Raw genomic sequence first — 26,165 nt, forward strand, 5'->3', positions numbered from 1 at the left:
TCATGGACTGTTTGTTTTTCTGAAGCTCACATAGTATACTATCGTCAATTATTAGGGATGTGACTGCGTTTGAATCTACTGAAAAAATGGTTGAATACAGAGCCTTATTTAATTATCATGCTCATTGTTCTGACTCCGATTGGGGGAGAGCTGAAATTTTATCCATTTGAGGATAGCTTTCGGGTGAGCTTTGGAACCGTTGTCTTTTTCTTTATCCTGCTTCAAATGAAAAAATTCCCGGCATGGGCAAGCGGCATCATTGCGGGGGGATCAGTGTTTGCATTCCGGGTGCTTCTTGATACCGCAGTGTCAGGCCACTTAGCGCTGGAAGAGGCCGTTTCTTTAAGATTTCCTTCCCTGCTGTATTACGTCGTCTATGGTACGCTTTTTTATGTATTACAGGTCAGACGTTTCCGTGATAAGCCTTGGCTCATTGGGGCGACAGGGATCATCATGGAACTATGTGCAAGTGTAGTCGAAATGATTGCACTCAGGGGAGCCATTGATGAAATTTTAACAGTGAGAACGCTGTTTCAACTATTTGTATTGGCGATTTTCAGAAGCTTTTTCGTATTGGCTTGTTATACGATGATTCGATTATACGAAGAACAGGCGAGAGAGCGCCAAATGAAGAAGGAAAAGGAACACCTGTTGATGCTGCTGTCGAATCTTTATACGGAATCTACATATTTTTATAAAACCCTTGCACATGCTGAGCACATTACAGCTACTTCATATCAATTGTATCAATCTCTGCATCATGCAAAGGATACGGAATCATTAGATTTGAAAAAACTCGGAAAAACAGCCCTACAAATTGCAGGTGAGGTACACGAAATCAAAAAGGATAATCAGCGGATTTTTTCTGCCTTATCAAAACTGATTCATGAGGAAAACTTTCAGGAGTATGCAAGTCCTGCTCATATCGCTGGACTTGTGATTTGTATCCATGAAAATTACGCGGAATCTCTTAAAAAACAAATCGTTTTTCATTATGATGAAGATGGGCAGCATCCCGCTTATCACGTGTATACCATTCTATCTTTATTAAATAACATTGTATCCAATGCCGTTGAAGCCATTCCGGTGAATGGAGAGGTATCACTATCCATTTTGCGGAAAGAAAATGATGTGATTTTTCAAATCAGTGACAACGGGCCAGGCATTAAAGAGCGTAACCATCATGTGATCTTTAAACCGGGCTTCACTTTAAAATACGACCAAGCCGGGAACCCATCAAGCGGCATCGGTCTTTCCTATGTGAAAGACACAGCCGAGAAGCTTGGCGGAAGTGTTGAAATGAAGAGTATCCCAAATCAACAAACGATGTTCACTTTAACGATACCAATTGATCAAGTCAGCAGAAAAGAGGGGAATGGGAGATGAGATTTTTTATTGTTGATGATGATGAAGCTGTTCGTTCTTCACTGGCACAGCTCATTGAAGATGAAGAGCTTGGCATTGTGGCAGGGGAAGCAGAGGATGGTGCTGAAGTAACAGCGAGCTACTTAAATGATTTGCATATTGATATCTTGTGTATTGATCTTCTGATGCCGGAAAGGGACGGTCTTGAGACGATTCGAGCGATCAAGGATGAATTTCATGGGAAATATTTAATGCTGTCACAAGTAGAAACAAAGGAACTCATCGGCCAGGCATATACGCTCGGTGTCGAGTATTATGTGACAAAGCCGATCAATCGGGTAGAGGTCTTAAGTGTGCTCCATCTCATGATTGAACGACTGCATTTAGAGCACTCAATTGAAAATATTCAGCATTCGCTCAAATCGGTCATGCAGTTCCAGCAGCGCGGACAGACAAAAACGAAGCAACGCGGGAAAAGTCTTGCAGAGGCAGGTCAGTTTTTGCTCGCGGAGCTTGGGATTGTCGGTGAAAAGGGGTCTAAGGATTTACTAGATATGATTCTTTTCACAGATCAGTATTTAGCGTTACATGCCGATCAGCACGACTCTTTTCCTTCATTAAAAGTAATTTTCACTGGCATCACAGAGGATAAATTAAACGAACCTTTTACATCAGCAGACATCGCAAGAGAAGCAAAAGCAGCGGAACAGCGGGTAAGACGTGCGATCAACCAATCATTGAAACACATCGCCTCGCTAGGGTTAACCGATTTTTCTCACCCAACCTTTGAAAACTATGCATCAAAATTTTTCGATTTTACCATTGTGCGTAAGAAAATGAGTGAACTCACAAAAGAGACAACTGGAAGAGAAGAGCACACACGTATCAATGTGAAGAAATTTGTGCAGGTGCTTTATTACGAGGCAAAACGAATTTTTATGGAAGATTAAAAAGACATGCTCTCTATAAGGAGGGCATGTCTTTTTTTGTGATGGATTGAAGATGCATCTGCAGCACGGAGCGCATAAGCTGAGGCGGTAAACGATGGGGCTGTACGATTCCATTCAATGCAAGCCCATTGATGACCGCATAAAGCCGCTCAGTTTCTAATAAAAGATCGATATGATCTAGCAGTAGTTCATCCTCTTTCAATTTCATTAAGCAAAATTGAACGGTTTGAAAAAGCTCGTCATACATCTTTGCATTGAGCGGCTGTAAATCTGGTTCAGTCAGTGCCTTGACTGTAAAAGCCTGCCACACCTCCATTTCAAATATTCGTTCTTTGTCTAGTGGAAGAACCTGCTCCAATAAAGTGAATACATTTTCCTCTGTTGAACCGTTTAATGGAAGCTTAGCAATTCGCTCCTTCACTCTTTCCTGAATTAAATTCATGGAGAATAGAAACAATTCTTGCTGTGTGGAAAAATAATGACGCATAGAGCCGGCTGAAATGCCAGCTTCAACGGCTATTTTTCGTACAGAAGCGCTTTCCAATCCCTCTTGTTTAATCACTCTCATAGCAGCTTGAGCGACCTTTTGTTTTTGTTTATGGTGATCGACGATTTTTGGCATACCTTGATTTTAGCACAGCTATTGTTTTTTTAACACAGTTGTGTTATTTTTTATTTAATACAATCGTGTTAAAAAGGATGTGGGGAAATTGGTCGGTTTATTGATTGTGGCATGTGAAATTGGTTTTTGGCTGTTTATTCTTATGGGCTTAACACTGCGTTATGTGTTTAAACAGAAAAAATGGGGTGCTTTCTTTCTTGTCTGTACGCCGGTTTTAGATCTCATCCTTCTTGCGGCTACTTATATAGATTTAAAGCAAGGGGCTGTGGCGAGCGTCATTCACGGGCTTGCGGCTGTTTATATTGGTGTGAGCCTGGCCTTTGGACATCAAATGGTGAAATGGGCGGATGCCCGGTTTGCTTATCGTTTTGCAGGAGGCCCTAAGCCAAAGGGGAAACCCAAGTACGGGAAGGAGCGGTCTTTGTATGAAATGGTGGGCTGGACGCGTCATTTCATCTCTTATGTCATCGGAGCGGGGCTATTATATGGATTGACCTATCTCATCCAAGCACCAGAACGAACGGAATCTCTGATGCAGCTTGTCAGTGTGTGGGGGATGGTCTTAACCATTGATTTCATCATTAGCATCAGCTACGTCATTTGGCCGAAAAAACACCCAGAAAATATAGCAGGATGACAAAAAAGACAGGCGGATTTACTCCACCTGTCTTTTCTTATGATGACAGTCCTTTATAAATAGTGTCAATATTCCATTTCATCATCTTATAGTAGCTGTCCCCATCTTCACCTTCTTTGCCAATAGAATCCGTAAATACTTTCCCCTTAATCGGAACTCCGGTTTCCTCAGATAGGCTTTCAAGGCTGCGCTTATCTACACTTGTTTCAAGAAAAAGGGCAGGAACTTGATGGTCTTTGACAAAATGAATGATGCGCTTCATTTGTCCAGGTGTTCCTTCACTTTCTGTGTTGATCTCCCAAATGTAGCCGGCTTTCAGTCCATACGCATCCGCAAAATATTTGAATGCCCCTTCGCTTGTGACAAGGAGTTTTTTGTCTTTTGGCAGTTGATCAAATTTGTCTTTTGCTTCATCGTGAAGCGTTTGAAGCTTTTTGATATAGGTTTCAGCATTTTTCTCGTAATCCTCTTTATGCTCAGGATCTGCTTGAATGAGCGCATCTCTGGCATTTTGCGCATAAAGAATCCCATTCTCGACATTCAGCCATGCGTGTGGGTCCTGCTGGCTTTCAAGCCCTTTTGAAGACAAATGCTTCACTTTGACACCTTTACTCAGTTCGGCTACAGGTGCATCATCCCCGTCCTTGCCGCTCGATTCAAGCAGTTTTTGAAACCAGCCATTCCCTGTTTCAAGGTTCAAGCCATTAGATAGAACAAGGTCTGCATCCGTCGTATACTGAACATCCTTTGGCAGTGGGTCAAATTCATGTGGGTCTGTACCAATGGGAACAATGCTGTGAATAGAGACATGCTGTCCTCCTACTTCCTTCACAATGTCATAAAGAATGGAGTAGGTCGTGACAACTTTTAATTTACCGTCATCTTTTCCGGAACTCTTTTGCTGAGTAGAACAGCCTGCGATGACCAAAAGGGCAATACATACTGCGGTCAAACGGATTGCTAATACCTTCTTCATATATGTCCTCCTTTTACATAGACGCTTCCTTTTTTAACTGTGTTCGTTTTCGCTTCGATTTTAAGGATCTCCACAATATCCCTTGTTTCGGTGAAAAGATAAAGGCACTGCCGAATAATATGGTCGCGACCAGCACAATGGAAGCACCAGACGACAAGTTATACGTAAAGCTGAGCCCAAGTCCTACAACGGCTGAAACTGCTCCAAAAAAAGCAGATAAATAAATCATGATCCATAGCCGGTCTGTCAATAAATAAGCGGTGGCAGCTGGTGTAATAAGCATTGCAACAACAAGAATAATACCTACAGTTTGCAGGGATGCCACTGTCACTAAGGTCAATAAGGTCATGAGGAAATAATGGATCATGCGATTTGGTAAACCGTAAACGGAAGAAATCACTGGATCAAATGAACTAATGAGCAGTTCTTTGTAGAAAACAATGACAGCCAGTAAAATGAAAATGCCGATGCCAAGCGTGATCCACATATCAGATGAACGAACGGCTAGTACGTTTCCAAACAAGATATGATATAAATCGCTGGAACTTTTTAAAAATGTAATCAAAATGATCCCAATGGAAAAAAAAGCAGTGAATACGATCCCGATGGCAGAATCATTTTTAATACGGCTGTTTTGACTGACATATCCGATGCCGATGGCTGTCAGTACACCAGTTAGAACCGCACCAAAGAAAAAGTTAATGCCGAGCATATAAGAGATGGCGACACCTGGAAGTACAGCGTGTGAAATCGCATCTCCCATCAAAGCCATTCCCCGTAAAATGATAAAGCAGCCAATGACGCCGCAGATGATCCCTACCATAACGGATGTAAATAACGCTTTTTGTAAAAACGCATATTCAAAAAGTCCGGTTAAGAATTCCATTACGCGTCTCCTCCTGCTGATTTTAAAAATGGCAGCTGTGTTTCGTATGCTTGGAGCATGACCTCAGGACGAAGAATATCATGGACAGGCCCTGCTTTGACCAGCTTCTTATTTAGAAGAACGAGATGGCTGAAGTAATCATCGGCTTTACTTAAGTCATGGTGGACGACCAGAATGGTTTTTCCTTCATCTCGTAATTCCTTCAAAATGCGGATCATCGTTTCTTCACTTGCCATATCAATTCCGACAAATGGTTCATCTAAACAAAAGAGCTGTGCGTTTTGAGCGAGTGCTCGCGCAAGGAAGACACGCTGCTGCTGACCGCCGGATAATTCCCCAATCTGTCTTTTGGCAAAGTCCTGCATCCCGACCTTTTCTAAGCAATGATACGCATAGGCACGATCTTCTTTTTTCGGTCGTTTGATCAATCCGAGCTTTGGGTATGTGCCAAGCAGTACGGTATCCAGTACATGGATAGGAAACGTCCAGTCTAGATCATTTCTTTGCGGTACATAGGCGATCTGTTTTCTCACTTGTTTAAAGGGTTGTTCAAAAAAATGAATGTCGCCTTGATCCTTTTCAATTAAATCCAAACATGCTTTCAATAAAGTCGATTTACCAGCACCATTTGGACCAATGATTCCAGTCATCGTTCCTTCCTGTATGGAAAGAGAGACGTTTTCTAGTGCATCCTGTCCGTGGTATGAGACATACAGGCGGTCGATTGTTAAAGCATATGACATCTCTTAAGGCCCCTTTCGATCATCAATTGCGTTTCCTAAAAATATATGCATACATTTAATAATTTTGACTAAAGGATGAAATGATTCTCTAACGCTAATTTGTTTCCTTAAGGAAACTTTTATCTTATTCTAATCGTATGTCCTTCTTTTGTAAAGAGAAATGCTGAAATATTCCCATCTAGCGATCGTTTTTATGTTATGCAACGAAGAGGGGACATGAGCATGGATTATTGAAAATTCACATGACATCCTTGAATACGAAAAATCTCAAACATTTGCTTATAAATGATTGACAGTTTGTAAGAACTCCTCATATAATAAGGGTAATTCAATATATGAATATGTGCTCATATATAATATCTACAGCAGCTGATAGGTTTGATTGAATCAGGGAAGGCTACTTATATAGAAAAAGGTGAGAACATGAAAAAGATGAAGGATGAATACGTATTAAGCGGTCTCGATTGTGGAAACTGTGCACGTAAAATTGAAACAGGTGTCAGCAAACTCGAAGGGGTTGAAGCCTGCTCAATTAATTTTGCGACAGGTACATTAACTGTGACACATGCTGATGCACAAGAAACGATGTCAAAGCGTATTGAAAAAACCGTTCAGTCCATTGAACCTCATGTGAGTGTATCACCAAAAGAAGAAGGACATCACCACGATCACGATCATGGAACAAAGAATTTAAAAACGATTGTACTGAAATTAATTGGTGGTGCAGTCATTGGAACGGCGGCTTATTTTATACCTGACAATGGCTTACTGAAGTTCATCATGTTTTTCGCCGCGTATTTACTAGTTGGCGGAGATGTTGTCTTGAAAGCACTGAAAAATATTGTGCGCGGTCAAGTATTTGATGAGAACTTCTTAATGACCATAGCTACAGTTGGTGCTTTTGTGATTCAGCAGTATCCTGAGGCACTGGCAGTCATGCTGTTTTACCAAATTGGAGAACTGTTCCAAGGGGCAGCTGTGAATCGCTCTAGAAAATCAATTAGCGAATTAATGAATATCCGTCCAGAATACGCAAACCTCAAAGTGGGGCAAGAAACAAAAAAGGTAAAGCCGGAAGAAGTCAAAGCTGGTGACCGTATTGTCGTCAAACCAGGTGAAAAAATTCCTTTAGATGGACGTGTGATAGACGGTTATTCTCTTGTGGATACCTCTGCACTAACTGGGGAGTCTGTTCCAAGAGATGTGGAAGCAGGAAAAGAAGTGCTTGCTGGATTTGTGAACCAAAACGGTATTCTTGAAATTGAAGTGCAAAAAGAGCTCAGTGAGTCAGCGGTTACGAAGATTTTGGATTTAGTCGAAAATGCAAGCAGCCGTAAAGCGCAGACAGAAAACTTTATCACAAAGTTCGCTAAATATTATACACCTGCTGTGGTCGTGCTAGCTTTATTGCTTGCCTTTGTACCACCGCTTCTCATCCCATCAGCTCAATTGTCTGATTGGGTGTACCGGGCACTTGTCTTTCTTGTCATTTCGTGTCCATGTGCTCTCGTTGTATCCATTCCATTAGGTTTCTTTGGCGGAATTGGTGCCGCATCAAAACGAGGCATTTTAGTGAAAGGCAGTAATTACTTAGAAGCCTTGAACTCTGTCCGCTATGCGGTGTTTGATAAAACAGGTACTTTGACAAAAGGGAACTTTACAGTCACTCATATCGAAGCAGCGAATGAGAAATGGTCAGAAGAGGAATTGCTTTCTTTTGCAGCGCTGGCAGAAGCGCATTCTTCGCATCCGATTGCAGAATCGATTAAGGCGGCTTACGGAGCGTCTCTTGATGAGAGCCAGATCGAATCTTACGAGGATATTGCCGGTCATGGGATCAAAGCGACAATTCGCGGAGCTCATGTATTGGCAGGTAATCATCGCCTTATGGAACGAGAGGGCATTGCTTTTGAAAAAGAAAAACGAAGCGGAACGGTTGTGTATTTAGCAATAGACGGTGAGTTTGCGGGATCGATCTTGATTGCAGATGAAGTAAAGGACGATGCAGTTGAAGCGATATCTTCTCTAAAAGCTGCGGGCATTCAAACCGTGATGCTTACAGGGGATGCTTCGCAAGTAGGAAATGCAGTCGCACAGCAGATCGGCATTGACGAAGTTCACACTGAATTATTGCCACAGGATAAAGTCGCCAAAATCGAAGACATGTATGAGAAAAAAGCATCTCAAGACAAATTATTGTTTGTTGGTGATGGCATAAACGATACGCCGGTTTTGGCAAGAGCGGATATAGGTATTGCCATGGGTGGACTTGGTTCAGATGCAGCAGTTGAAGCGGCTGATATTGTGATTATGACAGATCAGCCATCGAAGGTAGCGGAAGCTATTGCTGTCGCTAAAAGAACGAGAGCCATCGTATGGCAGAATATTGCGTTTGCTCTTGGGGTGAAAGCCGTCTTTCTCATACTTGGTGCATTCGGTATTGCAACGATGTGGGAAGCCGTCTTCTCGGATGTTGGTGTCACTGTTCTGGCTGTTTTAAATGCGATGAGGGTCATGAAATAAAATTGTAAGGAAAAATTCATGAATAGCGTCTTTCATAATAGACCCCCTCTTGTTAAAATAGAAGAAGTTGGATAATGGCATTTTCTTGAGCTGTTATCCTTTTTCTTTGTGAAGGAATGAATGAAAAAGATAAGGTAGGTGCTTTTGTGAGTAAAAAAAATAATCAATCTTCATCCATCAAGTTTGCAGTTATATTAACCATCATTGCAGCTCTTCTCATCGGTATTTTCGTTGTGATCGGTAACAACAACAGCCAAGAAGCACAAACAGTCGACAGTAAGCCGTCTATTAAAGGACAGCCTGTCATGGGAGATCAAAAGGCAAAAGTGCAAGTTGTCGAGTTTGGGGATTACAAATGTCCATCATGTAAATCATTTGAGACTGACATTTTCCCAAAATTGAAAGCAGACTACATAGATAATGGCGATGTATCCTTCTCATTTATTAACTTACCACTGCCTGTTCATGGGGACGGTGCGGTATTAGCAGCACTGGCTTCTGAAGAAGTGTGGAAAGAAGATCCGAAAAACTTCTGGGCATTTCATGAAGCGGTCTACAACGCACAACCAGATAGTGAAGCAGAATGGGTAACGCCAGCAAAGCTCACCGAATTGGCGAAGAAGACAACGAAAATTGATACGGACAAGCTGAAAGATAACCTATCGAAGAAAACATATCAGCCACAGCTGAACACAGATGATCAGCTGGTGAATCAATACAAAGTAAATGCAACACCAACTATTTTCATTAACAATAAACAAGTCCAAAACTTTTATGACTATGATGAAATCAAAGAATTAATTGATCAAGAGCTGAAAGGGAAAAAATCATGAAGAATAAACTGATTTACTTATACAGCGCTTGGATCGTCTCGATTGTGGCGACGATGAGCAGCCTGTATTTAAGCGAAGTAAAGAAGTTTATTCCATGTGATATGTGCTGGTTTCAGCGCATTTTCATGTATCCGCTTGTGCTTTTACTTGGAATTGCTACATTCCGTGGCGATGTCAAAGTGAAGTACTACGTTCTCCCTTTGGCTGGGATTGGTGCTTGCTTTTCCATCTATCATTATATGGAACAAAAGATTCCAGGCTTTGCATCGATTCGTCCTTGTCTAAGCGGTATTCCTTGTTCCGTTGATTATCTGAACTGGTTTGGTTTTATCACCATTCCACTCTTAGCTCTCATTGCATTTATTCTGATCATCATTAGTATGCTGCTTTTAAATGCAAAAGAAGATTGAGGAGATAGCCTGCTTAAAAGCAGGCTATTTTTTATTTTTGCAAAAAGATAAAATTTAAAGAAAATTTGTATTGCTTTTCATTTGTGTCAGATATACATTAAGGGGAGAGTGTTAGATGATCAGACAATGGTAAGGAGATAAGCGGAAAATGGCATGGGAAGTGTTAAGTATTATTGGCATTGTGGCATTCGCCATTAGTGGTGCGATTGTCGCAATGGAAGAAGAGTACGATATTCTTGGTGTGTACATTTTAGGGATTGTCACAGCATTTGGCGGGGGAGCGATTCGGAATCTATTAATTGGTCTTCCGGTGTCTGCTTTATGGTCACAGGGCAAAATGTTTACCATTGCCCTTGTATCCATTACGATCGTGTTCCTATTTCCAAAGCTTTTGCTCAAGCACTGGAGCACGTGGGGGAATTTCTCGGATGCGATCGGTTTAGCAGCCTTTGCGATTCAAGGCGCATTATTTGCTGTACAAAGAGAGCTCCCGCTCAGTGCGGTCATTGTGGCAGCCATTTTGACTGGAAGCGGCGGCGGCATTGTGCGTGATTTATTAGCAGGACGAAAGCCACTTGTGCTAAAAGCAGAGATTTACGCAGTATGGGCAGCCCTTGGCGGTTTACTCGTGGGACTGGGCTTAGCGCAAGGAGAGCTTGCTTTATATCTGCTGTTTGTCATCCTCGTCATATGCAGGGTTTGTTCCTACTTATTCAAATGGCGGCTTCCCGCTAGGTCTTATTTTTTAAATAAAGGGTAAAGAAAAGGGCGATGTCGCTCTTTTTTTTATGTGTTATTCGAGCTTGATGTCAGCAGGTCAAGCTGTTTTCGTGTAAAATAAAAGTAGGTTCTTTATTCATCATTGGAACAATACACGAGATGAAAATGTTGTCATTTGACTGAATATGTAGATTCAGTCTTTTTTTGCCTAGATGGATTGTTATGTGTTGGTTTCGCTTTTTGCGGGATACTAAAGAAACGCTCATGACCGAACGAATGGACCTGAAAGAAATGAACACATCTTTGCATGTAAGCAAAACATGACGGAAAAAATGAAATGGGAGGGACATGTACTAGTGGAGATTTTTTTGGCAGTGCTCGTACTACTAGCACTCATTGCATCATCTAATATTATCAATCGTTTTCTGCCCTTTATTCCAGTTCCATTAATCCAAGTGGGTTTAGGGATATTGGTCGCAGCTTTTCCTTCAGGTTTACATATTTCTTTAAATCCTGAGCTATTCTTCGTTTTATTCATTGCACCGCTGTTATTTAATGATGGGAAGCGTACCCCAAGGGACGAGCTGTGGAAATTAAGAGCGCCCATTCTTCTATTAGCTTTAGGGCTCGTATTTGCGACGGTCATTGTCGCAGGATATACCATCCATTGGATGATTCCAAGCATACCACTTCCAGCTGCATTTGCGCTTGCAGCGATTTTATCACCGACAGATGTAGTGGCTGTAAGTGCCCTTTCCAGCCGTGTGAATATGCCGAAGGGGATCATGAGACTGCTGGAAGGCGAAGGGCTGATGAACGATGCGTCAGGACTTGTTGCTTTTAAATTTGCTATTGCAGCAACGGTTACAGGGGCATTTTCCATTGCAGAGGCATCCTTTAGCTTTGTTCTGATTGCTGCTGGCGGATTATTGACCGGATTTATTCTGTCGTTTTTTATCATTCGTTTCCGCTATTTTCTCCGCCGTTTAGGCATGGACGATGTCACAATGCACATCATCCTGCAAATCCTCACGCCGTTTGTGATTTATTTAGCAGCGGAAGAAATTGGCGTATCCGGCATTTTAGCCGTTGTTGCCGGTGGTGTGACACATGCCATCGAGCAAGACCGAATGGAAGCGAATTTAGCAAAACTGCAAATTGCTTCTTCAAACACGTGGAATATTATTTTATTTATTTTAAATGGCCTTGTTTTCGTTTTACTTGGATTACAAATTCCTGATGTATCGACCGTCATTTTCCAAGATGAAGCCTTTAATAATATGCAGGTCATCAGTTACATTTTAATCATTACATTCTGTCTGATGATTCTCAGATTCCTATGGGTATGGCTGTTCTGGGCAGGGAACTGGAGTGTATCGAAAAAGAAGAACGCGAAAAAACCGAAGCTGCGTGCTTCCATGCTGATGACATTCTCTGGTGTTCGTGGTGCTGTTACATTAGCGGGTGCTTTCTCCATCCCGTTTACGCTTGCAGACGGATCACCATTTCCTGAGCGTCATTTAATTATTTTCCTCGCAGCAGGCGTCATTTTATGTACACTCATTTTAGCGAGTGTGCTACTGCCTATTTTATCGGAGAAAAAAGATAAGCAAGTGGATGTGGACTTAGATACAAAGATTCAGCACGCAAAACGGAAGCTGCTGAGAAGTGCCATTAAAACGTTAAAAGAAGGAATGAATGAGGACAATCGAGAAGTCTCCCTTGCACTCATCAATGATTTCCGAATGAAGCTACGAAATATTCAGCGGGAACCGTACCAGTTTGGTATGAGAAAACAAGAGAGAAAAATCAGACTGCATGGTATTAAAGCAGAACAGATGAAACTTCAGCAGTTGATTGAGGAAGAGAAAATCGACAAAGAAGAAGCATATGAGCTGCAAGAGAGATTTCATGAGCTGGAAATGCTCTATTCCAACTCCTTTAAAATTCGTTTCTCAAAAGTGAAATTTCTGCGCTTACTACAATGGCTTCAATTGTGGCGTCCCCATCAGCGTATTTCGAGCGGCATATTAGAAAACGAGGAATCGTATAAACAAATCCGTAAGAAAACGGCTGAAGCTGCGGTGGATTCTATTAAGCACCATATGACCGAAGACAATCAACAAACGTGTCATCAAGTCATTGGGTTTTACAATCAAGTGATTTTCCGCTGTGAACATGGTCCTTCTTTCTTCCAGCAAAAGGATCGTACGTTTGACCGGAAGAAGAAAGAGCTTAACTTCCAAGCCGTACAGACGATTCGTAATGAAATCCAAACTTTATATGAAAATGGCGAAATCAATCGTGATATTGCCCATCATTTAAGGGAATATATCAATGACATGGAAGCAGTCTTACTGACCAATACATGATGTTGTCATCTTCTCCCCTTTGTTTTATGATGAAAAAAAGAGACGAGCAGGGGGAGAGGCAGGATGACATATTACGGAGCGATTGAAGCTGGGGGGACAAAGTTCTGCTGTGCCATTGGCAATGAGCATGGGGATATCATAGAGGAATTAACCATTCCAACAGAGCACCCGGAAAAAACCATCCAATCACTTATTCCATTTTTTCAGCAACATGAAATTGCAGCATTAGGGGTTGGTTCCTTTGGACCGATTTGTGTCCAGAAAGACGATCCTTCTTACGGTTACATCATGAATACGCCGAAAGTTGAATGGAAGCATTACCCATTGATACCTGAGCTGGAGAAACAATTAGGTGTACCGGTGTCCTTTACGACAGATGTCAATGCCGCAGCATTAGGTGAACTGACAAAAGGGGCCGCCAAAGGGCTAAGCAGCTGTCTGTATATCACGGTCGGTACGGGGATTGGTGCCGGGGCTGTTGTGAAAAATGAGCTTCTCCACGGTCACTCACATCCAGAAATGGGACACATCCTGGTCAGGCAGCATGAATCAGATCAGTTCGCAGGTGTCTGCCCGGCGCATGGTACTTGCTTAGAAGGACTGGCGGCAGGACCATCTATTGAGGCAAGGTGGGGAAAGCCGGCTAAAGAGCTTACCGAAGAAGATGAAGTTTGGTCTCTTGAAGCAGATTATTTAGCACAGGCATTAATGCAATACACGCTGATATTAAGCCCAGAACGCATCATCATGGGTGGAGGCGTCATGAAGCAAAAACAGCTATTTCCGCTCATTCGAGAGAAGCTGGCAGCGTATGTCAATGATTATGTCGACATGCCGCCGCTTGATACATACATTGTCTCTCCTGGACTTGAGGACAAGGCAGGTATGACAGGTGCTTTGCTGCTAGCGATTGAAGCGAAGAGAAACGCCTGATAATAGAGTTTTCAAACGCAACATGAGATAATGAAAAAGATGGAATCTATGAAAAGGTGGTTGTTAACATGGTCAAAAGCTTGAATGATACCGTAACACTAAATAACGGAGTAGAAATGCCATGGTTTGGTTTAGGTGTATTCAAAGTGGAGGACGGCAACCAAGTGGTTGATGCCGTCAAAGCAGCCATACGAAACGGTTATCGCAGCATTGATACGGCTGCCGTTTATAAAAACGAGACAGGCGTAGGGAAAGCCATTAAAGAATCTGGCGTAAAAAGAGAAGAATTGTTCATTACGTCAAAAGTATGGAACACAGATCAAGGATATGACAAAGCACTCGCTGCATTCGATGCAAGCTTAAACCGGCTCGGTCTTGATTACTTAGACCTCTATTTGATTCATTGGCCTGGACCAAATGCAGATACATTTAAAGAGACATGGCGTGCGCTTGAGAAGCTTTATAAAGATGGAAAAGTAAGAGCGATTGGTGTCAGCAACTTCTACGTGCAGCATTTAGAAGAGCTGTTAAAAGATGCGGAGGTTGTTCCAGCGGTGAACCAAGTGGAGTTTCACCCAAAACTGACACTTGTAGAATTACGACAATATGCGAAAGAAAAAGGCATTCAAATTGAAGCATGGTCTCCGCTGATGCAAGGAAAGCTTTTGGATCATGACGTATTAAAGGAAATTGCAGCACAATACAACAAATCTGTGGCTCAAGTGATCTTGCGTTGGGATCTGCAAAGCGGCGTTGTCACCATTCCAAAATCAATCAATGAAGATCGCATTAAACAAAATGCCGACATTTTTGACTTCGAGCTTTCACAAGAAGACATGGAAAAAATCAATGCACTTAATAATAACGAACGTGTCGGGTCTAATCCAGAAACGATGACGGTTGGGTTTGAATAAATAAAAAATCTCCTCAGTGTGTAGACAAACCCTCGCATTCTTTGTCAGTCAGTTCTGCGTGCAGGTGCTCACGAATGTCAAATTCGCTACGCACCAGTACAGCAAAGGTTTTCTATCACGCTGAAAAGAAGACAAAGGGCTAAAATCAAGTTCATTTTAGCCCTTTGTCAACAATCTGAATCCCTTTCTCTTTTTGAGAAGGGGATTTTTTAATTCCTGCTTCGGCGCACAGCCAACAGCATGAGGAAAGACAGGATCACAATACAAATGGTCCAAGCCCACGCAAGTTCCATTCGTCCAGAATCAATCGCCACATAGATGGCTGTTGGGAGGGTTTGCGTTTTCCCAGGAATGTTGCCAGCGAACATTAAAGTCGCTCCAAATTCCCCTAACGCCCTTGCGAAACTTAAAACTGCACCAGAGAGAAGAGAGGGCAGTGCGAGTGGGACGGTAATATAGGCAAAAACCTGAAAAGAATGCGCACCATCAACTTTTGCAGCACCTTCAATGTCTGACTCAATCGTAGAAAATCCAGCTTTCGCTGATTGATACATGAGCGGGAATGCGACAACTGTCGATGCTATGACTGCTGCCCAATAAGTGAAGATGACAGGCTGATGGAAGATCCATTCAATCGCTTGTCCAATCACACTGTTCTTCCCGAACGCAACGAGCAGCAGAAATCCTACGACCGTTGGCGGAAGGACAAGCGGCATCATGAGGAGCGTTTCCACGATCATTTTCCCTTTGAAAGATGTACGGGCCATCCAAAAACCAATGGATGTTCCTAAAACGACAGCCAATAACCCGCTGAAAGCAGCCACTTGTACGGACAGCCAGATAGGTGAAAGAAAATCTTCGGTCAGCATCGGCATTATTTCACTTGAAAGCCGTACTTTTTAAAAATCGCTGCGGCTGGATCTGATTGGAGATATTGAAAAAATGCTTTCGCTTCCTTCATATGTTCGGTCTGTTTGACAATGCCAACTGGATAAATGATGGGGGAATGCATGTCCTGATTTGCCTCATCTACTATCTTTACTTTGCGAGAAACGAGCGCGTCCGTCTTATACACGACACCAGCTTCCACATTTCCTGTTTCGACATAGTTTAATACTTGACGAACATCCTTGCCATAGACAGCGTTCTGTTTCACTTGGTCCCATATATTCAGTTTTGTGAAAATCTCTTTTGCATATGTACCAGCAGGAACAGATTCAGGTGTGCCAAGCGCTATCTTTCCTTTTATGTGCTGAACATCGCGGAAGGTTTTGATAGAAGAGGAACCTTCTTTTGGCACGATGAGAACAAGCTCATTTTGTATGGTATCCTTTGTATGATCCTGATCGATGTCGCCAGATTGAACAAGGTTATCAAAAGGCTCTTCAGCTGCTGAGAAGAAGAGATCCGCTTTTGCTCCTTGAGCGATTTGCTGCTTCAATGCACCTGATGACCCGAAATTATTCGTGAGTTTCACGTTTGGATGATCATCTTCATAGGCAGATTCAATCTCTTTCAAAGCATCCTGCAGGCTTGCCGCCGCTGAAATCACAAGTTCTGTCTTTTTGCTTTGATCTGATGACGTCGACTCCGTTTGACACCCAGTCAGGAGCAAACAGATGGTGACGTAGGTTAAGAATAAATATTTCATGATCACACCTCTTTATCATTCAACATCATGTGTATCCTTTATTATAATCAAACTTATTTGACCATTCATAGGTTTTCAGGAAAAGAGAAAAGAAAAAGCCGCCAGAGGGCAGCTTTTAATGCTGATAAAAACGTAGTAAGTTCCCGTTGATCACTTTATCTGATAGAGACAGCTCTTTATTGGCTTTTTCTATATAAGGCTGGCATACTTCATCTTCTTCAACAGGTTGTTTTGTTTTTTGATCATAGCACGTGTTCTTTGTATAAAGATAATCATCCGTAATAAAGTTTCCATTTCTTAGCACAGCAAACGGTGTACGCTCATTGGAGAAAAGGTCATTTCCAAATTGAATGGCATCTTTTGATTCAATGCCGAGTAAATGAAGAAGTGTCGGTTTGACATCCATTTGACCGGCTGTTTCAGAAATGGTTTGAGGGGCCTCGTCTGTCACCCCAGGAATGTAAATCAAAAAAGGGACCCGCTGCAGTTTAACCGCATCAAACGGTGTGATTTCATCCTGCTTCAGCAGCTCTGCCATTGCCTCATGATGTGCTTCTGAAATGCCATAGTGGTCTCCCATCAGGACAAACATTGTATTTTCATATAGTCCTTCTTCTTTCATTCGTTCAAAGAACCTTTTGATGGCTTCATCTTGATAGCGGACGGTGGTCACATAGCGGTTTAAAATGGTGCTAGTCGAATCGTATTCATCAATGAACTGATCCTTTGGATCAATTTCAAATGGGAAGTGATTGGTTAAGGTAATAAACGTGCTGTAATAAGGCGCCTTCAGCTTTTTTAAATAATCAATGGATTGGTCAAAAAAGTCGATATCTTTTAAGCCCCAGCCAGTCGAATTCTGTTCATTGACATCAAATGAATCGACATCATAAAAGCGGTCAATCCCAAGAGATTCATACATCACATCACGATTCCAGAATGTTTTATTATTCGCATGAAATTGGACGGATTGATAATTCTCTTTTTTCAATTGCTTGTACAGTGTGTCATATTCGTTGTCACTCGCTGTGAAAAAGACAGCGCCACTGCTAGATGGATAGAGGGAGTTTGCGACGATAAACTCTGAGTCCGACGTTTTGCCTTGCTCTGTCTGCTGATAAAATTCATCGAAATAGAAGCTTTTTTTGGCAAGTTGATTTAAAAATGGTGTGATGTATTGTCCATTCACCTTTTGATTCATGACAAATTGTTGCGTTGATTCAAGTGAAATGAACACGACATTTTTGCCTTTAGCAAGTCCAAAGTAGTCTTCATTCGGTGCACTGTAATCAGCTTTTGTGTAGTTTGCCACTGTTGAAAGTGTATCTTCGTCAGCAAAGGCTTTTTGTCCAATACGTGCTGTTTGAGCGGCACCGTCATACAAATGGAATTGAAACAGCCCAAGGTTGCGTACAATGACTTCTCGATCATACGAGCTTGTCAAAAATCGAGGGTGATCCATCATGGCTGAGCTGACATGGAACAATAGAAAACTGCAGCAAACCACATAGTATGTTTTGATCGTCTTAAAAGACGCTTTTGGTGATAACGGTTTCCGTTTTAAGAGCCATGCCAGCACCACAAAATCAATCAGCATGAGTATAAATAGCGGATGAAACAATTCAGTCATACTGCTGCCCATATCTCCCATGTTCTTTGCTTGAAATAAGACAGGAATGGTAATGAAATCAATATAAAAACCGTAAAAGATCGTATTCGATATCAAAATGGCTGTCAAAATAAAATTTGTGGTCAATAAAAAGACCTTTTGTTTCGTTTCATTTAAGAAAAGAGCAATCCCAAACAAAGGGAGCAAAAAGCTAAGTGGATTGATCAAAAGCAGCCACTCGTGAAACAGATTGGCCGTTCGTATATGAAATCCGAATTGATAAATGATGTATGTTTTCATCCACATAAAGAGGATGGAGTACACTAAAAACCAGTGATTTTTGAAAAACGCTTTCATTTATGTAGCTCCTCACCATTCTGTATTCAGCTGCAAGGCAAAAACACTTATCTTAAAACTACTAAAAAAATGAGGAATGATCAATTCATATCCTGCTTTTTTGCAAAACTCTTTTTTCTTTTTCTAAAACGGCAATGGGATGGATATTCCGCAAATGACAGCCATGTAATAGCAGGTGACAATGGTCAGAGCAGCTAGTACGACTTGTTCTCCTGTGCTGCCTGTTTTGACATAAAAGGGGAGACGTACTTTCATGGTTGCAGGGAACAAAAATTTAATACCGTTCACTGTGCCTGCATCAAGGATGAGGTGGCTTGCCATCCCAACTAGTAACCCGGTACTGAGGCTGTCATTTGGAATGTATGTTGTCGCAATAAAATAAATGATCAGCAGAAATAATAAACTATGTGTAAAGGTGCGGTGCCCGAACACACTACTGATCAGTGTGGAAAGGAGCGGGAATTTCCTGCCGATTTTGCTTTTTGTATGACATAGATCTGGGATGAGGGCACCTACTGATCCTGCAGCAGCCATCGTCACTGGTTCGAATCCGTAATAATAGGCGACGGCTGTGGAGGCGGCAATTCCGCCCATAATATGTGTTTTTCCTGTCATGATGCGTACTCCTGTTCTGTTTTTTGTTCAAGTACTCACTATATCAAGGGTGAATCCATTCAGCAAGGCTTATTTCTAAAGAAAATGGGATAAAATAGTTGGCTGTTTGGAAAAACATTCTATAATAAGAAGGAAGTCATGTTGACACTAACGATAAGGATGCGATTCGGATGAGTAATGCAGACATTTTAAAAGAAATTGTTCTTGTACATTATGAAGTCAGCCGTAAATTAAACCGCAAGTTACTTGAGTTAGAAAAAGACATCACGCCTCCACAGATATATGCTCTTTCTATATTGATACAAGGAAAAGTATCACATGCTGAAGAGCTCAAACAAAGACTCTCTCTCAACCCAGGTGCCGCTTCCATTGCCCTCAATAAATTATGTGAGCAAGGCTACATTCAGAGAGAACGGGACAAGGACGATCATTCCCTTGTCCGGCTAGAAGCCACGGAAAAAGGGCTGGCTATTTACGAAAAGCATACACGTCTTTTTGGAAAGGTGATTCAGCATATGATGTCAGACTTCACAGAGGAAGACTTAAAGACCTTTCTAACGTATTTGCAAAAAATGAGACAGACCTTTCACGATGAATGAACCGCTCCTCTTTGTATAATCTGAGCGCTGTAGCACAAATTAAACAGGCAAAGGCATTTTATGAAAAGGGGGGAAATAGCGATGTCATTTTTCCAAAAGGATAAAAAGGCGAAAAGCGAGAAAGACCATCAGCAGGTAGATCAGCTGTTAGAAGAAGCAAGTAAAGAACTAGCAGGCGATCCGCTTCAAGAAGCTGTCCAAAAGAAGAAAAACAACCATCAATAAGCTGACAAAAAGGCGGAGAATCATTTCTCTGCCTTTTTTCTATGTTTTTCCCTTTGACAGATATGAGAATGTTTGATAACCTTCGTGTAGTAAAAATGAATAGAAATCCTCACGCTATGTCTCAGTGAGGTAGAGGTTGCGCGGATGATGAGTCACTCATGGGAGAGATGGAATCGTTGATCATGAGAAAAAAGGCATCAGCGCCGAAGTGTAGAGAGAGCTCCAACTTTCTTTATGCTGGGTCTGCATTGAACAAATGCAGGACTGCCACGTCTTTGAAGCGTGGAGGGCTATCCGGAGATCAAGGTGTATGTTTTGAAAAGCATGGACTTTTGTTCAGGCTTTTTTTTATGTTCTGATTGCCTAAGAAAAGGGTATGCTGGTAAGAAAGTGACCCAACATGAACATAAAGAATGCAAGTCATTGCTTCACAAATATATCAATGAAGATACTGCCGGGTCTGGTCCAAAGTGAATATAACGGAGGTACGAAAATGGAACAGACAAAAAAATGGGGTTTTTGGTTATTGACGGCTTTTGTCGTCGGAAATATGGTAGGTTCAGGCATCTTTATGCTGCCTAGTACACTTGCCCAGCATGCAAGTCCTTTAGGTGTGACGATGGCATGGCTTGTCACAGGTGGCGGCGTACTGATGATTGCCTTTGTGTTTGGACATTTGTCCATTCATAAACCGCAGCTGACAGCTGGACCACAAAGCTATGCAAGAGCGCTTTTTAAAGATCCGAAAAAAGGAAAAGCAGCCGGTTTTACAATGGTTTGGGGATATTGGGTGGCAAGCTGGATTAGTAATGTCGCCATTATCACAAGCCTAGCTGGTTATTTAACAACCTTTTTCCCAATTTTAACCGTGAAAACGGAGATCTTTACTTTTGGAAAAGAAGCGATCACACTTGGTCAGCTCACAACGTTTATCGTATGTACAATCCTTCTATGGGGGACTCATACGATTTTAATTACAAGCTTAAGCGCAGCAAGTAAGTTGAACTTTATTACGACCTTTTCAAAGGTGCTTGGATTCGTCCTTTTTATTGTCGCAGGCTTATTTGCATTCCAAACCGCATTATTTGAACATTATTACTTCCCTGTTGAAGCAGCAAGTGGTGAAGGAGTGCTCGGACTTGGAGGCCAAATTCATCATGCGGCCATCTCCACACTATGGGCATTTATCGGCATCGAATCTGCTGTCATTTTATCAGGAAGAGCTTCCTCGCAGCGTGATGTCAAACGTGCGACGATTACAGGACTTTTAATTGCACTGTCTATTTATATGATTATTACCTTGATTACAATGGGCGTTCTGCCGCATGATCAATTGCAAGGTTCTGATAAACCATTCGTAGACGTGCTTCAGCTCATTATCGGGCCGGCTGGCGGAATTGTCATGGCACTTCTTGCGATCATTTGTTTATTTGGTTCGATGCTTGGCTGGATTTTGCTTGGTTCTGAAGTCCCTTATCAAGCAGCAAAAGCTGGCGATTTCCCAGCAGTGTTTGCAAAAACAAACAAAAAAGGTAGTCCTGTTTTTGCTTTGACTGTCACAAATATCATGTCACAGCTGTTTATTTTCTCAGTCATGTCACGTACGATTAATGAAGCCTTTACTTTCTTAACAACATCAGCGACACTTGCGTATCTCATTCCGTATATCGTGTCGTCGATCTACAGCTTTAAGGTCATCATGCAAGGTGACACATATGAGCTCCAAAAAGGAAACCGGACAAGAGACGGGATCATTGCGCTTGTGGCCATGGGGTATTCCGCTTGGGTCATTATTTCAGGCACAGCTGATTTAAAAACATTTGGTCTTGGGATTGGATTGTTCTTAGTTGGCATTTTACTCTACCCATTCATGTCTAAAAAATTTGCCAAAGGTACAGTTTAAAAAATACGTTTCTCCAGCATTGGAGAAACGTATTTTTTTATGAGGCAGATGTTAATCGATCCACAATAAATTCGAGCTGACCTTCTAGTGACACAGGGTCATTAAAGAAGTAACCGACTGTATCTGTTTCAAATACGCGTTTGTTTTGGACAGCAGGAAGTGATGCCCAAATGCTGCTTTTATATACTTGATCGCCATTACTTTTTGAACCGCTCCATGGGCTTGTGAAAATATAATCACCTGCAAATTCTGGAAGCTTTTCAAGAGAAATGTTTGCATAACCGACACCACTGTCGATGGCTTCTTTTTGGACAGCCTTCGGAGCTTTTAATTTCAGCTCGTCATAAATGATTTCACCACCGCGTGCAAAAGTGTTACCGAAAATGTAAATGCCCTTATCGAATGGTGATACGATCGAAACGGTTTTGTTTCCTACAGCTTTTGTTACTTTTGGTTTCACTTCAGCAATTTTGGCATCCCATTTTGTGATCCAATCCGTTGCTTTTTTTGATGTACCTGTCATTTTACCGAATTCTTTTAGCTGGTCTTTAAACGAATATTGATTGTATTGAATGGCAACTGTAGGTGCAATTTTTTTGTATTGATCAAATTTCTCATCTTCTCCCCAAGCAATGATCATATCCGGCTTCAAAGAGGCTACTTTCTCAACAGAGGGAGATTTTCCAATATTTTTCACTCCATCTGTTTTTCCTTTATAGAAAGGGTTTTTAAAGATGGGCGCAGTGGCAGCAATTGGGGTTTTGCCTAGTGTGACGAGATCCCCGTAATAGCTTTCCGCCAGAAGCACAATACGTTGTGGGTTTTGAGGCAGTTTCACTTCACCCTTTACATCTTGATAGGTGATCGTGTCACTTTTTTTGGCTCCCGATTCTTTATTGGAAGTGCTGCCGCAAGCAGCAGTAAAAATCATAAGGGTCATGAAGGAAATCAAAAGAAGTCCAGTTCGTTTTTTCACTAAAGTTCGCTCCTATTCAATTGTTTGTGATAATGATTCTCATTCGCGATTATATCTTAACATGATAGAAGAAAAAATGCATCGGCTATTTTATGACCAAAATGAAAATGGTGAAATTCTCCCGGTTTTTTGATGAAAATAAAGAAATTTATCAGAACAAGGATTTCAAAACGTGAAGAAAGTGATATACTAGACTCCGAGATTGATAATCATTATCACTAATAACGAATAGATATGAACGGAAAGGAAGAGACTGGTTTTGGGCTCACAATCGAATAAACAGCTGTCAGCTAAAGATGATGCGATAGATATTGTGACAAAGCCTTTTGGTACAGCAGCTGTTGTCATCATAGGAATCATTGCTTTAGCATTTGGTCTTTTTTTATCAGTATCGCTAGGAGCGGCAAACATTCATTTACACACGGTATGGGAAGCCGTCTTTCATTTTGACTCACAACAAACCTCACATCAAATCATTAGGGAACTAAGGCTGCCGCGTACAGTTGGTGCCGCACTTGTCGGTGCCTTTTTAGCAGTATCGGGTGCCATCATGCAAGGCATGACAAGAAATGCGCTTGCGTCTCCTGAAATCATGGGTGTGACAAATGGCTCTGCATTTGCGATTGCCATTGCGTTTGCTTTTTTCCCAGGCCAATCTTCTTTTACATTAATTCTTTGGTCATTTTTGGGGGCAGCACTTGGCGCCTCTATTGTATTTGGGGTTGGAACCCTTTCAAAAGGGGGACTTACTCCTGTGAAGCTCGCATTAGCCGGTACGGCTGTTGGCGCACTTTTAAGCTCAATTTCCTCAGCGATTGCCATTCGATTTGACGTCGCGCAAGATATGAGTTTTTGGTACGCAGGCGGTGTGGCTGGTGTGAATTGGAGCAATATTAAGATCATCATTCCAGTTGCGGCTGTAGGACTGATCATCGCAATGATTCTTGCCCGCTCCATCACGGTTTTAAGCTTAGGTGATGAATTAGCAAAAGGGCTTGGACAATATACACGAACAGTCAAGGTACTTGGCATATTGGTCGTGATCCTTTTAACAGGTGCAGCCGTGTCAGTTGCAGGTTCTATTGGCTTTATCGGGCTTGTGATTCCTCATGTTACGCGTTTCTTGGTCGGCGTTGACTATCGCTGGATTATCCCTTGCTCAGCTATTTTAGGGGCTATTTTGCTCATTTATGCAGACATTGCGGCAAGGCTTGTCAATGCGCCGTTTGAAACGCCAGTTGGTGCCATTACAGCCATTATAGGCGTTCCTTTCTTCTTATATTTAGCGAGACGTGAAAGGAGCGGAATTTAAATGGAAATGGTGCAGCAGGCAAAGAAAAAGAAATACAAACGAACGATGGTCATGATCTTTTTAGCCATCGTGGCTGTGTTCCTGATTAGTTTAAATACCGGAGAGATACGGATTTCTCCGATGGATACATTCAAAACATTTTTTGGACTCGGAAGTGAAATGGATGAGCTTGTATTATTCGAGTTCAGACTTCCAAGGATGGTCATCGCTTTACTTGTTGGCGCTTCTATCGCTGTATCAGGAGCCATTTGGCAAGGTGTTTCTCAAAATGGTTTAGCTGATCCCGGCATTCTAGGTGTAAATGCGGGTGCAGGTTTTGCGGTTGTTTTGTTTATCTTTGCCTTTCAGGGCTCGATGTCGAACTTAGGTGATTTTTCAATATTTGTACTGCCGCTTTTCGCTTTCGTAGGTGCCGCCTTTGCTGCATTCCTCATCTATGTGCTAGCGTGGAAAAAGGGCATTACGCCTGTTCGATTGATTTTAACTGGTATTGGGATCAATGCTGCATTTTCGGCAGCAATTGTGGTCATTCAATTAAAGATGAGCCCAAATGATTTTAACCAAGCCATTGTGTGGCTGTCAGGAAGTATTTGGGGCTCAAGCTGGACATATGTCTTATCAGTCGTGCCGTGGATGCTGATTTTTCTTGTATTAGCGATGGTGAGGGCACGCTACTTAAATATCATGAATTTGGGTGATCAGATATCTTATGGCTTAGGGATTTCAGTTCATAAAGAAAGAAGTTTTCTCATGCTGATTGCAGTTGCATTAGCCGGTGCAAGTGTCGCTGTTGCAGGGAGTATATCGTTCCTAGGGTTAGCGGCACCACACCTCGCAAGAAAGCTAGTTGGACCGAAACATCAAGGAATGATACCGGCGTCCGCTATGATTGGTGCACTGCTGTTATTACTTGCAGATACACTTGGGCGTGTCATACTTGCTCCATCAGAGGTGCCCGTTGGACTTGTCGTTTCTGCCTTAGGCGCACCTTACTTCATTTACTTATTGATGAAAACGAACTAATGAGGAAGGAGAGTACAACAGATGAAATCACTTGAAACAGAAAAGCTTTGTATCGGCTATCATGACCGTTTGATTGTAGACGATTTAAATATCAGCATCCCAAAAGGCAAGGTGACGACATTAATTGGGCCGAATGGGTGCGGGAAGTCAACGATTTTAAAAACAATGTCTCGTATTATGAAATCCCATCAAGGTGCTGTTTATTTAAATGGCCAGGCTATCCATCAAACACCAACAAAAGAAATTTCAAAACAAATGGCCATCTTACCGCAGACGCCTGAAGCACCAAGTGGTCTGACCGTTTATGAGCTTGTGTCATATGGACGTTTCCCACATCAAAATGGATTTGGCCGTTTATCAAATGAGGACAAACGAATCATCAGGTGGGCACTTGAGGAGACGGGAATGATTGCATTTCATGACCGGCCAATTGAAGCACTCTCCGGTGGACAGCGTCAGCGGGTATGGATTGCGATGGCACTCGCTCAGGAAACAGAGCTGCTTTTATTAGACGAACCAACGACGTATTTAGATCTTGCTCATCAGCTGGAGATCCTTCAGCTATTAGAACGCTTAAACAGAGAGCAGGGCAGAACGGTGCTGATGGTGATTCATGATCTGAATCATGCTGCACGTTTTTCACATTACATGATTGCCCTCAATCAAGGGAAAGTCATTAAAGATGGTACGCCTCATGAGGTCATGACAAAAGAGGTGCTCAGTCAGGTGTTCCACATCGATGCAGAAATTGTTCTTGATCCGAGAACGAATAAGCCGATCTGTTTAACATATGACTTAATGAATCATGAAAGAAAGCTTGAAGCTGTGAACGGATAATAGATGGACAAAAAACTCGGTATGTATGACCGGGTTTTTTTGCATTTTTTGATATTACCTTGTTATGCCATTTTCTCCAGTTGATCTTTTTTCGCTTTTATGCAGAAAAGAGGTACTTTTTTACTTTGGACAATGGTAATATACGGTTAGAGATCATAGCTAGAAAGGAAAGAG

At 41.9% G+C, this 26,165-nt stretch carries 25 protein-coding genes and 1 riboswitch; of the genes, 16 read left to right on the forward strand and 9 right to left on the reverse strand.

The features are described 5' to 3' along the window. Window positions 1-69 precede the first annotated feature (69 nt). Window positions 70-1,386, forward strand: coding sequence for an ATP-binding protein (locus MHH23_RS04925; protein WP_340959006.1), 1,317 nt, complete (start codon window positions 70-72; stop codon window positions 1,384-1,386). Beyond that, on the forward strand, window positions 1,383-2,315 hold the full coding sequence (locus MHH23_RS04930; protein ID WP_045034051.1) for a response regulator: 933 nt from the start codon (window positions 1,383-1,385) through the stop codon (window positions 2,313-2,315). The genes MHH23_RS04925 and MHH23_RS04930 overlap by 4 nt, the downstream gene beginning before the upstream one ends. 13 nt (window positions 2,316-2,328) lie before the next feature. Here MHH23_RS04930 and MHH23_RS04935 read toward each other — a convergent pair whose 3' ends face one another. Beyond that, window positions 2,329-2,937 carry a TetR/AcrR family transcriptional regulator gene (locus MHH23_RS04935; RefSeq protein WP_340959007.1) on the reverse strand — a complete coding sequence of 203 codons (609 nt, stop codon included), beginning with the start codon at window positions 2,935-2,937 and terminating at the stop codon, window positions 2,329-2,331. An 88-nt stretch (window positions 2,938-3,025) separates the two neighbouring features. On the opposite strand from MHH23_RS04935, the gene MHH23_RS04940 reads away from it, so the two are divergent. Beyond that, complete coding sequence (locus tag MHH23_RS04940; RefSeq protein ID WP_017368056.1) at window positions 3,026-3,574, forward strand: hypothetical protein; 549 nt, start codon at window positions 3,026-3,028, stop codon at window positions 3,572-3,574. A 37-nt stretch (window positions 3,575-3,611) separates the two neighbouring features. Here the strand turns inward: MHH23_RS04940 and MHH23_RS04945 are convergent, their stop codons facing one another. From MHH23_RS04945 to MHH23_RS04955, 3 genes are read right to left on the reverse strand one after another with little or no spacing between them, the layout of a single operon-like run. Continuing rightward, window positions 3,612-4,550: a metal ABC transporter substrate-binding protein gene (locus tag MHH23_RS04945; protein WP_024719816.1), complete on the reverse strand. Its 939-nt coding sequence runs from the start codon at window positions 4,548-4,550 to the stop codon at window positions 3,612-3,614. Window positions 4,551-4,563: 13 nt separating this feature from the next. Further along, complete coding sequence (locus MHH23_RS04950) at window positions 4,564-5,436, reverse strand: metal ABC transporter permease (RefSeq protein ID WP_007500236.1); 873 nt, start codon at window positions 5,434-5,436, stop codon at window positions 4,564-4,566. Further along, the gene (locus MHH23_RS04955) at window positions 5,436-6,179 is read right to left on the reverse strand and encodes a metal ABC transporter ATP-binding protein (protein WP_338705749.1); all 744 of its coding nucleotides are present in this window, start codon (window positions 6,177-6,179) and stop codon (window positions 5,436-5,438) included. Before MHH23_RS04955 ends, MHH23_RS04950 begins: the two co-directional genes overlap by 1 nt. A gap of 423 nt (window positions 6,180-6,602) precedes the next feature. On the opposite strand from MHH23_RS04955, the gene MHH23_RS04960 reads away from it, so the two are divergent. The 7 genes from MHH23_RS04960 to MHH23_RS04990 all read left to right on the forward strand — a co-directional run bounded on the left by MHH23_RS04960 (window position 6,603) and on the right by MHH23_RS04990 (window position 14,884). Continuing rightward, a complete protein-coding gene (locus MHH23_RS04960) occupies window positions 6,603-8,702 on the forward strand; it encodes a heavy metal translocating P-type ATPase (RefSeq protein WP_039168260.1) in 2,100 nt (699 codons plus the stop codon). Window positions 8,703-8,818: 116 nt separating this feature from the next. After that, window positions 8,819-9,535, forward strand: coding sequence for a DsbA family protein (locus tag MHH23_RS04965; protein ID WP_008347618.1), 717 nt, complete (start codon window positions 8,819-8,821; stop codon window positions 9,533-9,535). Beyond that, complete coding sequence (locus tag MHH23_RS04970) at window positions 9,532-9,945, forward strand: disulfide oxidoreductase (RefSeq protein ID WP_007500241.1); 414 nt, start codon at window positions 9,532-9,534, stop codon at window positions 9,943-9,945. The genes MHH23_RS04965 and MHH23_RS04970 overlap by 4 nt, the downstream gene beginning before the upstream one ends. A gap of 148 nt (window positions 9,946-10,093) precedes the next feature. Further along, window positions 10,094-10,705 carry a trimeric intracellular cation channel family protein gene (locus MHH23_RS04975; protein ID WP_007500242.1) on the forward strand — a complete coding sequence of 204 codons (612 nt, stop codon included), beginning with the start codon at window positions 10,094-10,096 and terminating at the stop codon, window positions 10,703-10,705. A gap of 316 nt (window positions 10,706-11,021) precedes the next feature. Then, entirely contained in the window at window positions 11,022-13,037 is a 2,016-nt protein-coding gene (locus MHH23_RS04980; protein ID WP_024719813.1) for a Na+/H+ antiporter, read from the forward strand. Between the two features lie 63 nt (window positions 13,038-13,100). After that, complete coding sequence (locus MHH23_RS04985) at window positions 13,101-13,970, forward strand: ROK family protein (protein ID WP_045034590.1); 870 nt, start codon at window positions 13,101-13,103, stop codon at window positions 13,968-13,970. A 68-nt stretch (window positions 13,971-14,038) separates the two neighbouring features. After that, on the forward strand, window positions 14,039-14,884 hold the full coding sequence (locus tag MHH23_RS04990; RefSeq protein ID WP_008347122.1) for an aldo/keto reductase: 846 nt from the start codon (window positions 14,039-14,041) through the stop codon (window positions 14,882-14,884). A 209-nt stretch (window positions 14,885-15,093) separates the two neighbouring features. Here MHH23_RS04990 and modB read toward each other — a convergent pair whose 3' ends face one another. The 4 genes from modB to MHH23_RS05010 all read right to left on the reverse strand — a co-directional run bounded on the left by modB (window position 15,094) and on the right by MHH23_RS05010 (window position 19,116). Further along, the gene (gene modB / locus MHH23_RS04995; RefSeq protein ID WP_041507764.1) at window positions 15,094-15,759 is read right to left on the reverse strand and encodes a molybdate ABC transporter permease subunit; all 666 of its coding nucleotides are present in this window, start codon (window positions 15,757-15,759) and stop codon (window positions 15,094-15,096) included. Further along, window positions 15,759-16,535: a molybdate ABC transporter substrate-binding protein gene (gene modA / locus MHH23_RS05000; protein WP_340959011.1), complete on the reverse strand. Its 777-nt coding sequence runs from the start codon at window positions 16,533-16,535 to the stop codon at window positions 15,759-15,761. The genes modB and modA overlap by 1 nt, the downstream gene beginning before the upstream one ends. 115 nt (window positions 16,536-16,650) lie before the next feature. Beyond that, the gene (locus MHH23_RS05005) at window positions 16,651-18,501 is read right to left on the reverse strand and encodes an LTA synthase family protein (protein ID WP_025207970.1); all 1,851 of its coding nucleotides are present in this window, start codon (window positions 18,499-18,501) and stop codon (window positions 16,651-16,653) included. A gap of 123 nt (window positions 18,502-18,624) precedes the next feature. Beyond that, window positions 18,625-19,116, reverse strand: a complete 492-nt coding sequence (locus MHH23_RS05010) for a metal-dependent hydrolase (protein ID WP_008347118.1) — start codon at window positions 19,114-19,116, stop codon at window positions 18,625-18,627. Between the two features lie 170 nt (window positions 19,117-19,286). Between MHH23_RS05010 and MHH23_RS05015 the strand changes: the two genes are divergently transcribed. From MHH23_RS05015 to MHH23_RS05025, 3 genes are all read left to right on the forward strand, one after another. Next, window positions 19,287-19,715 carry a MarR family winged helix-turn-helix transcriptional regulator gene (locus MHH23_RS05015; protein WP_007500254.1) on the forward strand — a complete coding sequence of 143 codons (429 nt, stop codon included), beginning with the start codon at window positions 19,287-19,289 and terminating at the stop codon, window positions 19,713-19,715. 81 nt (window positions 19,716-19,796) lie between these two features. Further along, window positions 19,797-19,940, forward strand: coding sequence for a small acid-soluble spore protein SspJ (gene sspJ, locus MHH23_RS05020; RefSeq protein ID WP_008347117.1), 144 nt, complete (start codon window positions 19,797-19,799; stop codon window positions 19,938-19,940). Between the two features lie 122 nt (window positions 19,941-20,062). Next, a riboswitch (Lysine riboswitch) is annotated at window positions 20,063-20,241 on the forward strand. A 192-nt stretch (window positions 20,242-20,433) separates the two neighbouring features. Further along, the gene (locus MHH23_RS05025; RefSeq protein ID WP_035701368.1) at window positions 20,434-21,843 is read left to right on the forward strand and encodes an amino acid permease; all 1,410 of its coding nucleotides are present in this window, start codon (window positions 20,434-20,436) and stop codon (window positions 21,841-21,843) included. Window positions 21,844-21,880: 37 nt separating this feature from the next. Here the strand turns inward: MHH23_RS05025 and MHH23_RS05030 are convergent, their stop codons facing one another. Then, window positions 21,881-22,819, reverse strand: a complete 939-nt coding sequence (locus MHH23_RS05030) for an ABC transporter substrate-binding protein (RefSeq protein ID WP_024719805.1) — start codon at window positions 22,817-22,819, stop codon at window positions 21,881-21,883. Between the two features lie 259 nt (window positions 22,820-23,078). Here MHH23_RS05030 and MHH23_RS05035 point away from each other — a divergent pair, with 259 nt between their 5' ends. From MHH23_RS05035 to MHH23_RS05045, 3 genes are read left to right on the forward strand one after another with little or no spacing between them, the layout of a single operon-like run. Then, entirely contained in the window at window positions 23,079-24,131 is a 1,053-nt protein-coding gene (locus tag MHH23_RS05035; RefSeq protein ID WP_008347113.1) for a FecCD family ABC transporter permease, read from the forward strand. Further along, entirely contained in the window at window positions 24,132-25,154 is a 1,023-nt protein-coding gene (locus tag MHH23_RS05040) for a FecCD family ABC transporter permease (RefSeq protein ID WP_048003212.1), read from the forward strand. Window positions 25,155-25,175: 21 nt separating this feature from the next. Beyond that, window positions 25,176-25,991 carry an ABC transporter ATP-binding protein gene (locus MHH23_RS05045; protein WP_017368048.1) on the forward strand — a complete coding sequence of 272 codons (816 nt, stop codon included), beginning with the start codon at window positions 25,176-25,178 and terminating at the stop codon, window positions 25,989-25,991. Window positions 25,992-26,165 lie beyond the last annotated feature (174 nt).

The organism is Bacillus sp. FSL K6-3458, from assembly GCF_038005045.1.
Taxonomy (GTDB): Bacteria; Bacillota; Bacilli; order Bacillales; family Bacillaceae; genus Bacillus; species Bacillus altitudinis.

Coding starts and splice junctions, on each gene's coding strand:
- MHH23_RS05015 (WP_007500254.1), top strand. CDS start 19,287: ATGAGTAATGCAGACATTTTAAAAGAAATTGTTCTTGTACATTATGAA.
- MHH23_RS05040 (WP_048003212.1), top strand. CDS start 24,132: ATGGAAATGGTGCAGCAGGCAAAGAAAAAGAAATACAAACGAACGATG.
- MHH23_RS05005 (WP_025207970.1), bottom strand. CDS start 18,501: ATGAAAGCGTTTTTCAAAAATCACTGGTTTTTAGTGTACTCCATCCTC.
- MHH23_RS04935 (WP_340959007.1), bottom strand. CDS start 2,937: ATGCCAAAAATCGTCGATCACCATAAACAAAAACAAAAGGTCGCTCAA.
- MHH23_RS04990 (WP_008347122.1), top strand. CDS start 14,039: ATGGTCAAAAGCTTGAATGATACCGTAACACTAAATAACGGAGTAGAA.
- MHH23_RS04970 (WP_007500241.1), top strand. CDS start 9,532: ATGAAGAATAAACTGATTTACTTATACAGCGCTTGGATCGTCTCGATT.
- MHH23_RS05025 (WP_035701368.1), top strand. CDS start 20,434: ATGGAACAGACAAAAAAATGGGGTTTTTGGTTATTGACGGCTTTTGTC.
- modB (WP_041507764.1), bottom strand. CDS start 15,759: ATGCCGATGCTGACCGAAGATTTTCTTTCACCTATCTGGCTGTCCGTA.
- sspJ (WP_008347117.1), top strand. CDS start 19,797: ATGTCATTTTTCCAAAAGGATAAAAAGGCGAAAAGCGAGAAAGACCAT.
- modA (WP_340959011.1), bottom strand. CDS start 16,535: ATGAAATATTTATTCTTAACCTACGTCACCATCTGTTTGCTCCTGACT.
- MHH23_RS04955 (WP_338705749.1), bottom strand. CDS start 6,179: ATGTCATATGCTTTAACAATCGACCGCCTGTATGTCTCATACCACGGA.
- MHH23_RS04945 (WP_024719816.1), bottom strand. CDS start 4,550: ATGAAGAAGGTATTAGCAATCCGTTTGACCGCAGTATGTATTGCCCTT.
- MHH23_RS05010 (WP_008347118.1), bottom strand. CDS start 19,116: ATGACAGGAAAAACACATATTATGGGCGGAATTGCCGCCTCCACAGCC.
- MHH23_RS04965 (WP_008347618.1), top strand. CDS start 8,819: ATGAATGAAAAAGATAAGGTAGGTGCTTTTGTGAGTAAAAAAAATAAT.
- MHH23_RS04930 (WP_045034051.1), top strand. CDS start 1,383: ATGAGATTTTTTATTGTTGATGATGATGAAGCTGTTCGTTCTTCACTG.
- MHH23_RS04985 (WP_045034590.1), top strand. CDS start 13,101: ATGACATATTACGGAGCGATTGAAGCTGGGGGGACAAAGTTCTGCTGT.
- MHH23_RS04975 (WP_007500242.1), top strand. CDS start 10,094: ATGGCATGGGAAGTGTTAAGTATTATTGGCATTGTGGCATTCGCCATT.
- MHH23_RS04960 (WP_039168260.1), top strand. CDS start 6,603: ATGAAAAAGATGAAGGATGAATACGTATTAAGCGGTCTCGATTGTGGA.
- MHH23_RS05045 (WP_017368048.1), top strand. CDS start 25,176: ATGAAATCACTTGAAACAGAAAAGCTTTGTATCGGCTATCATGACCGT.
- MHH23_RS04950 (WP_007500236.1), bottom strand. CDS start 5,436: ATGGAATTCTTAACCGGACTTTTTGAATATGCGTTTTTACAAAAAGCG.